This window comes from Halopseudomonas pertucinogena (genome assembly GCF_014646575.1).
Taxonomy (GTDB): domain Bacteria; phylum Pseudomonadota; class Gammaproteobacteria; order Pseudomonadales; family Pseudomonadaceae; genus Halopseudomonas; species Halopseudomonas pertucinogena.
Genome location: NZ_BMNN01000001.1, coordinates 190195 through 204220, shown reverse-complemented (window position 1 = coordinate 204220; position 14026 = coordinate 190195). Strand labels below are relative to the sequence as shown.

Annotated in this window: 13 protein-coding genes; 9 read left to right on the top strand and 4 right to left on the bottom strand. The window is 64.7% G+C overall.

The window, feature by feature from the left end; genetic code table 11:
• Positions 1-2: 2 nt before the first annotated feature.
• Positions 3-1475, bottom strand: a complete 1473-nt coding sequence (locus IEW63_RS01000) for an alpha/beta hydrolase family protein (RefSeq protein ID WP_188634744.1) — start codon at positions 1473-1475, stop codon at positions 3-5.
• Between the two features lie 210 nt (positions 1476-1685).
• Between IEW63_RS01000 and IEW63_RS00995 the strand changes: the two genes are divergently transcribed.
• Entirely contained in the window at positions 1686-2612 is a 927-nt protein-coding gene (locus IEW63_RS00995; protein WP_188634743.1) for a 5'-nucleotidase, read from the top strand.
• A 356-nt stretch (positions 2613-2968) separates the two neighbouring features.
• Here IEW63_RS00995 and IEW63_RS00990 read toward each other — a convergent pair whose 3' ends face one another.
• On the bottom strand, positions 2969-3970 hold the full coding sequence (locus tag IEW63_RS00990) for an AraC family transcriptional regulator (protein ID WP_229710248.1): 1002 nt from the start codon (positions 3968-3970) through the stop codon (positions 2969-2971).
• 81 nt (positions 3971-4051) lie between these two features.
• Here IEW63_RS00990 and IEW63_RS00985 point away from each other — a divergent pair, with 81 nt between their 5' ends.
• The 8 genes from IEW63_RS00985 (at position 4052) to IEW63_RS00950 (ending at position 12339) form a co-directional block, all read left to right on the top strand.
• On the top strand, positions 4052-5389 hold the full coding sequence (locus tag IEW63_RS00985) for a flavin-containing monooxygenase (protein ID WP_188634742.1): 1338 nt from the start codon (positions 4052-4054) through the stop codon (positions 5387-5389).
• Positions 5386-6327 (top strand): bile acid:sodium symporter family protein, encoded by a 942-nt coding sequence (locus tag IEW63_RS00980; RefSeq protein ID WP_188634741.1) that lies wholly within the window; start codon positions 5386-5388, stop codon positions 6325-6327. The genes IEW63_RS00985 and IEW63_RS00980 overlap by 4 nt, the downstream gene beginning before the upstream one ends.
• Positions 6324-7262: an SDR family oxidoreductase gene (locus IEW63_RS00975; RefSeq protein WP_188634740.1), complete on the top strand. Its 939-nt coding sequence runs from the start codon at positions 6324-6326 to the stop codon at positions 7260-7262. The genes IEW63_RS00980 and IEW63_RS00975 overlap by 4 nt, the downstream gene beginning before the upstream one ends.
• Positions 7255-8001, top strand: coding sequence for a TSUP family transporter (locus IEW63_RS00970; RefSeq protein ID WP_188635509.1), 747 nt, complete (start codon positions 7255-7257; stop codon positions 7999-8001). The genes IEW63_RS00975 and IEW63_RS00970 overlap by 8 nt, the downstream gene beginning before the upstream one ends.
• A gap of 99 nt (positions 8002-8100) precedes the next feature.
• The gene (locus IEW63_RS00965) at positions 8101-10221 is read left to right on the top strand and encodes a TonB-dependent siderophore receptor (protein WP_188634739.1); all 2121 of its coding nucleotides are present in this window, start codon (positions 8101-8103) and stop codon (positions 10219-10221) included.
• Positions 10221-10532, top strand: a complete 312-nt coding sequence (locus IEW63_RS00960; RefSeq protein WP_229710247.1) for a DUF3649 domain-containing protein — start codon at positions 10221-10223, stop codon at positions 10530-10532. Before IEW63_RS00965 ends, IEW63_RS00960 begins: the two co-directional genes overlap by 1 nt.
• Positions 10529-12043, top strand: coding sequence for a PepSY-associated TM helix domain-containing protein (locus tag IEW63_RS00955; RefSeq protein ID WP_188634738.1), 1515 nt, complete (start codon positions 10529-10531; stop codon positions 12041-12043). Before IEW63_RS00960 ends, IEW63_RS00955 begins: the two co-directional genes overlap by 4 nt.
• Complete coding sequence (locus tag IEW63_RS00950) at positions 12040-12339, top strand: DUF3325 domain-containing protein (protein WP_188634737.1); 300 nt, start codon at positions 12040-12042, stop codon at positions 12337-12339. The genes IEW63_RS00955 and IEW63_RS00950 overlap by 4 nt, the downstream gene beginning before the upstream one ends.
• Here IEW63_RS00950 and IEW63_RS00945 read toward each other — a convergent pair.
• Positions 12323-12952, bottom strand: coding sequence for a LysE family translocator (locus tag IEW63_RS00945; RefSeq protein WP_229710245.1), 630 nt, complete (start codon positions 12950-12952; stop codon positions 12323-12325). The two genes, IEW63_RS00950 and IEW63_RS00945, sit on opposite strands and share 17 nt — an antisense overlap.
• A gap of 28 nt (positions 12953-12980) precedes the next feature.
• The gene (locus IEW63_RS00940) at positions 12981-13991 is read right to left on the bottom strand and encodes a zinc-dependent alcohol dehydrogenase family protein (protein WP_188634736.1); all 1011 of its coding nucleotides are present in this window, start codon (positions 13989-13991) and stop codon (positions 12981-12983) included.
• Positions 13992-14026 lie beyond the last annotated feature (35 nt).

Below are 14026 nucleotides of genomic sequence, written 5' to 3'. Positions count from 1 at the left end.
AGTTACTCCGCGGTACAGGCCGGCATCAGAGCGCGGGTTACCGTTTGCGGAGGGCCGTTCACGGTGTAGGTACAGCCGAAGTCGGGATCGGCCATCACCGCCGGAGTCAGGAGGTCATCCCCGGCCGGCTTGGTGCCGTTCTGCTCCCACTGCAGCATGGCGTCCAGCGTGGTGACGAACTCAGCCAGTGAGAAGTCGCAGTGCCCCGGCGCCCGCACCGCACGCTGGACCAGATTGTCCCCCCAGCCGTTGGCCTCCATGCGCTGGCGATAGATCTGCTGCATGCTGATAGGCACGAACAGGTCGCCCAGGGTATGGATGGTCACCACCGGAATATCCGCGTACAGATCACCGTTCACCTTGGGAATCAGTCGAAGACCGTCGTCCCGCGGGCCGTTGGCGCCGGACACGCCGACGGCCTGGGCGATGCTGTTGTTGAAGGCCTGTTCGGCGGGTGACAGCGGTGCACCGGGGGCGGTTTCAAAGCGGTAGGTGATCTGGGTGGTATCCACCACCGAGTCGCTCAGAACGCCGTTGATGGTGCCATCATCCCCGGCCAGCCCCTGGAGCAAGCCCTGGAAACCGCCGAAGGACAGCGGATAGATCGGCCGCGGTCCGCCTGACAGGTTCTGCAGGGTGGCGAGGAAAGGCACCCCCGCCGGGGTCAGACCGTTTGCGTGGGGATTTGCCTCGTAATCCGCCCACAGGGTATCCCGGGCGATCTCCAGTTTCTCGGCTGCTTCCTCGGGAGTCAGCGGGAAGCTGTCGGCCGGGGTGCCGGCAAAGGCGTAGAGCGACAGACTGTAGGCAGTGAAGTAATCAAACAGCGCGGTGTCGCCCATTACGCCGCACATCGGTGCCGCCCCCGCATAGGGAACGAAATTGTTGGCGGTCTGCTGGGTTTCCCGCTCGATGGCAGCGCCCGCCACATGGCCACCCATGGACACCCCGGTGATGTAATAGTGGGTGGGCTCGTCCAGCGGACGGCCGTTCTCGGCGGCGATGTCATTGAAGGCCAGCGCCAGGGCGTTGGTGTCCTCTACCCCGGCCCGCACATCGTAGAAGTTGGTACTGTAGGACGAGGCTGCCCAGGCATAGCCGTTGTCCAGCAGGTATTCGCGCATCGGCGGGCTGTCAACGGTCAGCTCGGGGCCATCACCTCGGTAGCCGTGGGCGTACATGACCAGCATGCCGTTCCAGTTCTCGGGCACTTCCACACGATAACCGGCGCCATCCAGCACACCGTGCCAGCGGCTCGAGTTCGCATGGGTGGCATTGAGGGCGTCAAAAGGCAACTTCTCCGTCTGCACGACGAAGAAACCATCTCTTATACGCTGCTGTTGCTCGGTGAGGGGTTCAGAGGGTGAGGGTGCCGGGGACTTGCTGCTGCCACCTCCGCCGCCGCTCAGACAGCCGCCGAGGGCAACGGCCCCGACCACGAGACCCAGATAGGCCGTTTTCCTTATTCCACGCATTATTATTCTCCTGACGGCAAGGCGAATTATTTTTATGATGCCGTACTGCTACGTGAGCCCTGCCGGTGCAAGTAAAGCGTGGAAATCCCGGCTGAACAAGCCAAACCTGTTCACCCGGATGAGTGATGCGCCAGCACGAGTCACCATTGCCCGGGGCTTTCGAAAAGTGCCACCATACCGGACCCGCAATACGGCCGGAGAACATCCTGCATGTCCTACCCGATCGAGCAGAAGCTCGTCATTGCCATCGCCTCCAGCGCCCTGTTCGACCTCAGCGAATCCGACCGGGTATTCCGCGAGCAGGGGGAAAAGGCCTACCGCGATTACCAGCAGGAGCACCTTGAGGTGCCGCTGGAAAAGGGCGTGGCCTTCCCCTTCGTCCGGCGCTTTCTCAGCATCAACCACAACTTTCCCGAGCAGCGCCCGGTAGAGGTAGTGCTGCTGTCGCGCAATTCGGCGATCACCGGCAAACGGGTGTTCAACTCGATAGCACACCACGGCCTGGACATCAGCCGCGCAGCCTTTCTCGAAGGCAAGTCGCCCTATGCCTACATCCCCGCCTTCAATGCCTCGCTGTTTCTCAGTGCCAATGAGCGGGACGTGCTGGAAGCCATCGATTACGATCACCCGGCCGGCACTGTGCTGCCCAGCAAGGTGGTGGATGATGTGGATGACGTGGAGTTGCGGATTGCCTTCGACTTTGACGGGGTCATCGCCGACGATGCCTCGGAGCGGGTCTACAAGAGCGGTTCGCTGGCAGATTTCGTCAGCCATGAAACCGCCCTGTCGCACATCCCCCATGAGGCGGGACCGCTGGCAGACCTGTTTCTCAAGATCTCGCACCTGCAACGGCTGGAAGACCAGGCAGTGGAAGCCGACCCGGGCTACCAGCGCGTGCTGCGCACGGCGATCGTCACCGCGCGCAACGCGCCGTCACATGAACGGGTCATCACCACACTTGAACACTGGGGAGTGAACGCCAACGAGGTGTTCTTTCTCGGCGGCATGAGGAAGGATCGGATACTCAGCGTGCTCAAGCCGCACATGTTCTTTGACGACCAGCGCTCGCACCTGGAGTCCGAAGCCGGTGACATACCCATGGTGCACATCCCCTTCGGCGTAGCCAACCGCAGCTGAAACCCCACAGGAACCCCAGGCTCCACGCCCCCCCGGGAAGGTCGAGTTCCACCTCGACCCAACGCGCCAGCCGCAACCCACATGGCCGGGATGGAACCCGGCCCTCCAGGAATGCCGCCAGAACCCACGCCCGAGATGCCGGCCCCCCACCCGGGAAGGTCGAGTTCCACCTCGACCCGACGCACCAGCCGCAACCCGCTTGGCCGGGATGGAACCCGGCCCTCCAGGAATGCCGCCAGAACCCACGCCCGAGATGCCGCCCCCCACCCGGGAAGGTCGAGTTCCATCTCGACCCAGCGGCCTCGCAGCACCCCACATGGCCGGTGGATGGAACCCGGCCCTCCAGGATTGCTCCTTCAGCTCTGTGAGCGCCGGGCCCGGTAGCTGGCGGGTGTCACTCCCTGCCAGCGGCGGAAGGCCCGGGTGAAGGCGCCTTCGTCGGAGAACCCCAGCTGCTCGGCGATGTCCGCCAGCCGACCTTCCCTTGCCAGCAGATCGCAGGCCAGGGTCTGCAATACGCTGTCCCGCAGGCTGCGGAAGGTCAGTCCCTCCTCCGCCAGGCGGCGATGCAGATGGCGGCCGCTGAGCTGCAGGTGTTCGGCGATGCGCTCCTTGCCCCAGCGTGGCTGCTCCCGGATCAGTTTCTCCACCTGGGCACACAGGCTGTGATGGCCGACCTCGGCCAGGGTTTGGTCGGCCAGCTGCCGCAAATGATCACGCAGGGCGCTGTTGGCCTGTATCTGCGGCAGTGCCAGCTGGTCGACGCTGAAGCCCAGACGGTTGCCCGTTGACGAGAACTGCACCGCGCAGCCCGCCAGTTCTGCGTATCGCGCAGGGTCCGCCAGCGGCGCGTGGGTCAGCCAGATGCCCGAAGGCTGAAAGCGTCCGCCGGTGGCCCAGCGGGTGATATTGAGAAGGCTGCCCAGCGCCGCCTCGACCCGCTCGGCCTGACGCACCTGAAAGCGCGGCCGGTAATCGATGAACACCTGGCCCACCTCCCGCTGCATGTGGAACTCGCCCCCGTCGCTGATCACCGGTGCGTATTCGACCAGCTCCTCCAGCGCCTCGCCCAGGGTATCGCAGGTCACCAGCAGCATGCCCAGGCTGTCCAGATGGCCAACCTGAATCTCCAGTCCCAGTCGCAACCCCACCAGCGGATCGCCGCTGGCCTGGCAGAAGCTCTCCCACAGCTCGTCCTGCCAGGCTATCGGCACCCGCTGCAGGCCTTCCAGGCGCGCGCCCAACCCGGCAGGCAGCGATATGCCCAGACGCTCGGCCATCTGCACGATCGCCTGGCTGTAACGTGGGGTAACGCTGTGCTGGTTGCTGTCCTGCATGGCCTGTTTTGCCGGCTCCATGTCTCGTTCGGTGCGATACAGCCACCGCGCGGTGGCTTAGAATCGGCATCATAACAACAAAGACATCAGGACGATCACGCCATGTACGCCATCATCGGCGCCGGTCCCATGGGGCTGGCCAGCGCACGCAATCTGCAGAAACTCGGTATTCCCTTCATCGGCTTCGAGCTGCACAGCGATGTCGGCGGGCTGTGGGACATCGACAATCCGCACAGCACCATGTACGACAGCGCCCACCTCATCTCATCCAGACGCATGACCGAGTTTGCCGAGTTTCCGATGGCAGACAGCGTGGCGCCCTACCCCCATCACAGCGAAATGCGCGAGTATTTCCGCGACTATGCCGATCACTTCGGCCTGCGCCCGCATTACGAATTCAGTACCCGGGTAACCGAAGTACGTCCCGACGGGGACGGCTGGCTGATCACCACCGAGCGTGACGGCCACACACTGGAGCGCCGCTTCGACGGCGTGCTGATCGCCAACGGTACGCTGCACAAACCCAACCGGCCGGAGCTGCCGGGCAACTTCGCCGGTGAGGTGATGCACTCCGCGGACTATCGCAGCCCGGAGGTATTCCGCGGCAAACGGGTACTGCTGGTCGGCTGCGGCAACTCCGGTGCGGATATCGCCGTGGACGCGGTGCACCATGCCGCCAGCATCGATATCAGCCTGCGTCGCGGCTATTACTTCCTGCCCAAGTTCGTCAGGGGCCGGCCGATCGATACCCTCGGTGGCAAACTCAGACTGCCGCGCCCGCTCAAGCAGCGGCTCGACGCTGCCATGATCCGCATGATCATCGGCCGCCCCTCGGATTACGGCCTGCCCGATCCGGATTACCGCATGTACGAGTCACACCCGGTGGTCAATTCGCTGATACTGCATCATCTGGGTCACGGCGACATCACTCCGCGCCGCGATCTGAGCGGCATCGATGGCCGGACCGTGCACTTCAGCGACGGCCAATCAGCCGAGTACGACCTGATCCTGCTGGCCACCGGTTACCAGCTGGACTACCCCTTCATCGACCGGTGGCACCTGAACTGGCCCGCTGGCGAGGACGCCCCGCAGCTGTACCTGAATGCCTTCCACCCCGACCATGACAATCTGTTCATGATGGGCATGCTGGAAGCAACCGGGCTGGGATGGGAGGGCCGCAACCAGCAGGCACGGCTGGTTGCGCTGTATATCCAGCACCTGCGCGACGGCGGCAGGAGCAGCGCCATGGCCCGTTTCGACCAGCTGCGCCGTGAGCAGGCGGGCCGCACGCTGGACGGGGGCTACCGCTACATCAAGCTGGCCCGCATGGCCTATTACGTGAACAAGGAGGCCTACCTGCAGCGCCTGCAGCAGCACATAACCGAACTCGAACGTGACCTCCCGGCCGCCACCGGCCCGGCTCTGGCAGTCTCCCCATGAGCGGCGCAGCATCCCTGCAGTTCGATACCGCCAGCCTGATCCTGCTCAACATCATCATGGCCGGCATGATCTTCGGCGTCTCGCTGTCGCTGCGGCTGGAGGACTTCAGGCGGATCATCCGCTGGCCATTGGCCCCCATGGTCGGCCTGTTCGCGCAGTTCGTACTGCTGCCGGCCGGTACCTGCCTGGCCACCTGGCTGCTGCGGATCGATCCCGAACTGGCACTGGGCATGATTCTGGTCGCGGCCTGCCCCGGCGGCAGCTTCTCCAATGTCATGACCTGGATGGCCCGTGGCAATCTGGCAATGTCAGTCAGCATGACGGCGGCATCCAGCCTGGCCGCCACGGTGCTGACGCCCCTGAACTTCGCGCTCTATGGCTGGCTGAACCCGTACACCCGCGACTACCTGGTGCAGATCAGTCTCGAGCCCGGCAGCGTGCTGGGCCTGGTCGTGCTGGTGCTGGCGCTGCCGATGTTCATCGGCATGTTCACCGGGCGCCGCTTCCCGGGGCTGGTCACTCGCAGCGAGAAACCGCTGCGGGTCATCTCCCTGGTGGTGTTCATCGGCTTCGTGGCGATTGCCTTCAGCAAGAACATCGACCTGTTTCTCGAACGCTTCCACAGCTTCTTCTGGCTGGTGGTGGGGCAGAATTTCATGGCACTGCTGCTCGGCTACGGCATGGCCCGGCTCTGCCGGCTGGCTGAAAGCGACCGGCGCGCTGTGACAATGGAGGTGGGCATTCAGAACTCCGGCCTGGGGCTGGTGATTCTGTTCACCTTCTTCCCGGATGCCGGCGGCATGCTGCTGATAACCGCCTTCTGGGGCGTCTGGCATCTGGTCAGTGGCCTGACCCTGGCGCAATTCTGGGCGCGGCGGCCACTGCCTGCGGACGATCCATCCCTGCTTTCAGCCAATGGAAAGGAGCAGTATTCATGACCCAGCGCATCCTGATCACCGGTGCAGCCGGCTATATCGGTCACCAGCTCGGCAACCGGCTGGCCAGCGACCTGTACGTCATCGGCACCGACCTGCGCAGCCGTGATGACGTGCGCTTTCCGATCCACCAGATGGATATCCGCGATCCGGCGCTGGCCGACCTGCTGCAGCGCGAGTCCATTACCCATGTGGTCCATCTGGCCTCCGTGCTGCAGGCCTCGGCCGACCGGCGGCGCGACTACGATATCGACGTCAATGGCACCCGCAACGTGCTGGAATGTTGCCTGAGCGCCGGTGTACAGCACCTGACCGTGACCAGCTCCGGCGCCGCCTACGGTTACCATCCGGACAACCCCGACTGGATCGATGAACGGGACCCCTTGCGTGGCAACCCCGAGTTCGCCTATTCCGACCACAAGCGGCAGGTGGAGGAGATGCTGGCGCGCTACCGCCAGACCTATCAGGAACTGCAGCAGCTGATCTTCCGCCCCGGCACCGTGCTCGGTGCCGATACCCGCAACCAGATCACCGATCTGTTCATGGCGCCGCGCATCCTGGCACTCAAGGGCAGCGACTCACCCTTCGTGTTCATCTGGGATCAGGACGTCATCGGCGCCATGGAAATGGGCCTGCGCCGCAGCAAGACCGGCATCTACAACATGGCCGGGGATGGCGCGCTGAGCATGGCGGAGATCGCCGCCCGGCTGAACAAGCCGCTGCGTCGGCTGCCGGTATGGCTGGTCCGACTGGGCCTGCAACTGGCCCAGTGGCGCGGCCGGCCAACCAGCCCGGCGCAGGTGAAATTTCTCCAGTACCGGCCGGTGCTGAGCAACCGCCGGCTGAAGGAGGAGTTCGGCTATCAATTGCAGAAGACCTCGGCCCAGACCTTCGACTTCTTTGCCGAGCGCAACGGATTGATAAACCGTGATGGTTGACCCCTGGCTGCTTATCGGCCTGTTCGTCCTGCTGGCCTACACCGTGGAGGCTGCCACCGGCTTCGGCAGCCTGGTGATTGCCCTGTCGCTTGGCGCATTGCTGTTGCCGGTGCCCGAGCTGCTGCCGGTACTGGTGCCGCTCAATGTGCTGATGAGCGGCTTTCTGGCCTGGCGCAGTCGCCGGCATATCGATACCGGATTGCTGCTGAAAATCATCCTGCCGCTGATGCTGGTCGGTACGCTGGCAGGCTTTCTGCTGCAGGGCTGGCTGCCGGCCAGCCTGCTGAAGCTGCTGCTGGGGCTATTGATCATCTGGTTCGCCCTGCGCGAGCTCTGGCGTATCCACAGCGGCACCGCAGGCAACGCCCACCCCGCCTGGCTGAACCGGGTTCTGATTCTGGGCGCGGGCCTCACCCATGGCCTGTTCGCCTCCGGCGGTCCGCTGCTGGTCTATGCCCTGGCCGGCAGCTCGCTCGACAAGAGCCGGTTGCGCGCCACCCTGCTCTGCGTCTGGTTTTCGCTCAACGCCGGGCTCAGCCTGCTGTTCCTGCTTGACGGCCGGTTGCTGCCCGCGCTGCCGCAGCTGGCGCTCTTCCTGCCGCTGCTGCTGGTGGGTGCGCTGGTGGGGGAATATCTGCATCACCGGGTCGATGAACAGCGTTTTCGCCAATGGGTCTACAGCGTTCTGGTGGTAACCGGCACGCTGCTGATAGCCCAGACGTCGTCAACGTTACTCTGAAAATGTGCCCCGCCGGCGCTGGGCGAAAGTTGCAACAATATATTGCAAAGGATAATTGTTCGCATCAGCATTCCCGAAAAAAACAACGGGACCACTGCAATGCCGAGCACCTTCCGCGTCAACCGCCCCCTGCTCGCCCTCTGCGTCAGCATGGCGGGCTATCTTCATGCATCGCCTCTTGCCGCCCAGGCGCCTGCCCTGGAACTGCCCGATGAGGTGATCATCGCCAGTGAACAGGAATCGGCAGACGGACCGGTACAGGGTTACGTTGCCACCCGTTCGGCCACCGCCACCAAGACCGATACGGCCATCACCGAAACACCCCGCGCGATCAGCGTTGTCACCGCTGATCGGATCCGCGACCAGGGCGCGCAGACGGTGCAGGATACGTTGCGTTATGTCTCCGGCGTGCGCAGTGAGGCCTATGGTCTGGATACGCGCACGGATTCCCAGCTTATCCGCGGCAGCCTGCCGGCAACTTTCCTTGACGGCCTGCAGCAGAGCTTCGGTTATTACACCAACTCCCGCTCCGACCCCTTCACCCTTGAGCGCATCGACGTGCTCAAGGGCCCCGCTTCCATGCTGTACGGGCAGAGCCCGGTGGGCGGACTGGTGAACCTGGTCAGCAAGCGCCCGCGCAATCAGCAGCAGACCGAACTGCAGCTGCAGTACGGCACCTTCGACCGCAAACAGGTAGCCATCGACAGCACCGGACCGCTGACCCGGGACGGCAACTGGCTGTACCGCATCGTTGCGATCGCCCGGGACAGCGGCACCCAGGTGGATCATGTCGACGATGATCGGCTGGTGCTGATGCCGTCCGTCACCTGGCAGCCCCACGACAGGCTTGAATGGACCCTGCTGGCCAATTTCCAGCGTGATGAAGGCGCCCCCACCTCGCAGTTTCTGCCCATTGTCGGCACGCTGCTGCCCGCCCCGAATGGCCGCTTCGATACCGACCTGTTCGTCGGCGAGCCCGGCTTCGACGAGTACGAGGCCGAGCAGCTGGCACTCACCTCCCTACTCGACTGGCAGCTGAACGACACCTGGACCCTGCACCAGCGGCTGCGCTATCAGGAAAGTGACGTCAGCTATCAGCAGATCTATGGCTGGCCGCCCCAACTGGCAGCGGATGACCGCACCCTCAGCCGCATCTATTACCTGTCCCACCCCGAGGTGGATGTGTGGACGGCGGACCAGAACGCCCAGGCCCTGTTCGATACCGGTGTGCTGCAGCACCAGTTGCTGCTGGGCGTCGACTATCAGCATGCGGTCACCCGCCGGGATCAGGCCAGCGGTCTGGCCACCCCGCTGGACCTGTACAATCCCGTCTACGGCAGCTTTGATCCGTCAATCATCGACCCGAGCGCGGACCCGGAGCAGACCGTCGACCAGCGCGGCCTGTATGTGCAGGACCAGATCCGCTATCAGCGCTGGCTGCTGACCCTGGGCCTGCGCAGGGACTGGGCGGACAACCGCACCGATGGCGGCGTCCGCCAGAAAGACTATGCCACCACCGGCCACGCGGGCCTGACCTATCTGTTCGATAACGGCCTGGCGCCCTACATCAGCTACAGCGAATCCTTCCAGCCGGTGATCGGTCTCAACCCGGTCACCACGGAGCCGTACCGGCCGATGGAGGGCGAGCAATGGGAGCTGGGCATCAAGTATCAGCCACCCAACAGCCGTAGCCTGTATACCGCCGCGATATATGATCTGCGCGAGCAGAACCGCCAGATGCCCGACCCGGATAACCCGATCAACACCCTGCAATCCGGCGAGACCCGCGCCCGCGGCCTGGAGCTGGAGGCAATGGCCGAGCTGACGCCGCGCTGGGATCTGATTGCCAACTACAGCTACACCGACACCGAAGTGCTGGAAGGCTCGCCGGATACCCGCGGCCACCGGCTGGCCAGCGTGCCGGAGCACATGGCCTCGCTGTGGAGTCAGCATCGCATCGAGCTGTTCGGCATACCCGGCTTCAGTGTCGGCGCCGGGGTGCGCTATGTCGGCGCCAGCTGGGACGGGGAGGACAACCTGAAAACCCCGTCGACCACCCTCTACGATGCCATGTTCAGCTACAGCCGGGATAACTGGACCGCCGCGCTCAACGCCACCAACCTGGAAGATGAGAGCTACTACACCACCTGCCTGGCGCGGGGCGACTGCTTCATCGGCAACCGCCGGACGGTCACCGGCACCTTGAGCGTGAATTTCTGATGGCCACGACGATCCTTCGGCGTATGGCGGGCTCCCGGTCGGCGGGCGTGGTCAGTCGCGGCCTGGCCGCGCTTCTCGGCGGCTACGCCCTGGCCTTCGGCGCCACCGCCTTTCTCGCCGCCCATCTTCCGTTGGCCCGGCCGGACCGGGTCATCACCGCCAGCCTGCTGTGCTTTGCCGTCTGGGTAGCCGCCGCGTTCTACGCCTTCGCTGCGCGCAGCGCCACCCGCGCCTGGCTGTGGCTGATCATCCCTGCTGTCATTTTCTGCCTGGGCGCCTGGCTCCCCGGCGACTGGAGAATGCGCCCATGACCCTGCGCCAGAGCATGGCCGGCCTGCATACCTGGGGTGGATTGCTGCCCAGCTGGCTGCTGTTCGTGATCATCTTCACCGGTACCGTCGCCTGCTTCGACAAGGAGCTGGAACACTGGATGCGCCCGCCGCTGCATGAGCCCGGCCGGGAGGCGGTCATGGGCGCTGATGACATCAGCCGCTGGGTCAGCACGCATATCAGCGCCCCGTTGCATGCCTACTGGATACACGGGCCCACCGACCGGGCGCCCTACTGGCATCTGGGCTGGGAGGAGGATGGCTCGGGCAAGCGCGGCAAGGTCATGTTCAACCCCGCCTCCGGTCAGCCCCTGCCCGAGACCCTGGGCGGCGAGTTCTTCTTCACCCTGCATTACAACCTGCATGCGGGGCAGATCGGCATGTACATCGTCGGCCTGACCGGCATGTTCATGCTGGTGGCTCTTGTCAGCGGCACCATCATTCACCGGCGCATCTTCAAGGATTTCTTCACCCTGCGGCCCCATGCCAGCGGCCAGCGGGCCTGGCTGGACGCGCACAACCTGTTCGGCGTGGTCGGCCTGCCGTTCCACCTGGTTCTGGCCTATACCGGCGTGGCGGTATTCGTCGCATCCTACATGCCCGCGGGCGCGCTGGTAGCCTATGACGGCGACCCGCTGGCGTTCTATACCGAGGCCCAGGGTGGCTTTCACCGTAACGAGATGGACCAGCCTGCGGGCACACCGGTATCCATTGACGGGCTGGTGACCGAGGCCGGTAATCACTGGCAGACCGGCGACATCGGCTGGATCGTCGTCGAGCATCCCGAGGATGCCTCTTCCGTGGTCAGCATCCGCCGTCTCGACCCATCGCGCATCGGATCGCCCCAGGACACCCTGAGCTATGACGCCTTCACCGGTGAACTGCTGAACGAGCAACAGGCGCCCGCCGCCTACCGTGCCTATATCTGGATGATCGGTCTGCACATGGCGCAATTCGGAGGGCAGCTGGTGCGCATCCTTTACGGGCTGCTCGGGCTGGCGGGCTGCATGATGCTGGTTGCCGGCAACAACGTGTGGCTGCGCAAACGCGCCAGCAACCCCTCGCCCGGCATGGCGCTGGTGCGCGCCCTCAATACCTCTGTGTTCTTCGGCCTGCCGATCGCCTCCGTCGCCCTGCTCTGGGCCAACCGGCTGATACCCGCCGATCTGCCCGCCCGGGCCAGTGTGGAAGCCGGTTGCTTCATCGCTGCCTGGCTGGCGATCGCGCTGGTGGCACTGGTTACCCGTCATGCTCGGCCTGCGCAGACGCGCGTGCTGACCGGCGTGCTGGGCCTGCTGGCGCTGGGCCTGCCGGTGGTGAACTATTTCACCACCAGCCACGGCCATCTTCTGATGACGCCCCGCCACGCGCCAACGCTGGCGGCGGTGGATCTGGTGCTGCTGGCCATGGGCATCATCTGTGTATGGCGCGCCGGCAAGGGCCGCTCCGCAGCCGTGAGCCCGCTACCCACTTCCTCACAGGAGCCCGCATGATGAACGTCCTCGCCATCCTTCTGGCGGCCAGCGGCATGGCCGCCCTGGCCCTGGCCATGTCCCGCCACCATCGTGACCTGTTTGGCATCAACCCACCTGCCAACCGCCGCCTGGCATTGCGGCTGGCAGCCGGCGGACTGCTGACCCTTAACGGGATTATCAACATCTTGCTGCATGGGATGGGTATCGGGCTGGTACTCGCCATGACGGAGATCATGGCCGCGGGAGTGCTGGTGGGGCTTGCCCTCGGCTGGGCGATGGCGCGGCGCAGCGCGCGGGTTAGCGCTGCGTCGTAGCCAGCCGCAGCGCCAGGCCGACAAATACCGCACCGGCCAGGCGGTTGATCCACAGCTGAATGCGCTGCGACCTGAGCAGCCAGCCGCGAAGCTGGCCCGCCGCAACGGCCACCGCGCCGAATACCAAAAGGGTGGCGAGGATGAACAGGCCCCCCAGCAGCACGATCTGCAACGCCACCGGTCCACGGGCCGGGTCGGCGAACTGCGGCAGGAAGGCCAGGAAGAAGATCGATACCTTGGGGTTGGTGATGTTCATGATGATGCCCCGGCGGTACAGCGCCAGCCGACCCGGGGCGCCCACCGACTGCGCTGACAGACTCGCCGGCGGAGCGCGGAATGCACCCCAGGCCAGATACAGCAGATAGGCTGCTCCCACCAGCTTCAGCGCCGAGAAGGCCAGCTCTGACGACTGGAACAGCGCCGCTGCGCCGAAGGCCACCGCCAGACTGTGGACAATCAATCCGGTGCACAGCCCCAGCGTCACCATCAGCCCGGCGCTGCGACCGTGCAGGGTCGACTGGGTCAGCACGAAGATATTGTCCGGGCCGGGCGCCAACCCGAGCAGGACGGAGGCCAGAAAGAAGGCCAGCACAATGTCAGGAGTCAGCACCATTTACCTCGGCTACCGGGTCAGTTACCTGTCAGATATCCAGCACGATCTTGCCGAAGTGCTGGCCGGACTCCTGATGGCGGAAGGCATCCACTATCGCATCCAGGTTGAAGTGACGATCGATGACCGGACGCATGCCGTTGGTATCGATGGCCCGCACCATATCCTGCTGCTGCCGGCGGCTACCCACCAGCACCGCCTGCAGCCGCAGCTGCTTGGCCAGCGCAGGCACCAGCGGCAACTCGCCGCTCACACCACTGAGAATGCCGATGACCGCAATATGAGCGCCGGGCCGCGCCGCCGCCATGGACTGCTCAAGGGTCGCAGGGCCCCCCACATCGATGACGCAATCCACACCGCCGTTACCTGCCAGGCCGCGGGCAGTTTCACCCCACTGAGGGTCCTTGCGGTAGTTGATCAGATGTTCCGCGCCCAGTTCGCGCAGACGTTCCAGCTTTGCATCGCTGGACGAGATGGCAATCACCCGCGCGCCAAGCATCCGGGCGAACTGCACGGCAAAGATCGATACCCCGCCGGTGCCCTGCACCAGAACCGTATCGCCAGCCTTGACCTGGGCATCTTCAACCAATGCGCGCCAGGCGGTAAGCCCGGCCGTGGTCAGCGTAGCCGCTTCGGCATGGCTCCAGCCCGCAGGGGCGTGGGTGAACCAGGTCGCCGGCGCGGTCACCGCCTCGCGGGCATAACCGTCGATGCCATCACCCGGCACCCGGGCAAACCCTTCCACGTTGATCCGGCCATCGAGCCAGTCCGGGAAGAAGGTGCTCACCACCGAGTCGCCGACCTTGAACTCGGTCACCCCCGGGCCGACTGCCGTGACTTCCCCGGCACCATCGGCCATCGGAATGCGCTGCTCTGCCGGCCCCCAGACGCCGCTGACCACCACATAGTCGTGATAGTTGAGCGAGCTGGCGCGCAGCCGCACGCTGATCTCACCCGCTGCAGGAGCGGCATGCTCGGAAGTGCCGATGGTTACCTTGTCGAAGCCGCCACCGGGCTGCAAGAAGACCGTCTTGTTGGTCATATCTCCCTCCTCAAGACTGAATTGATGCAGCCATG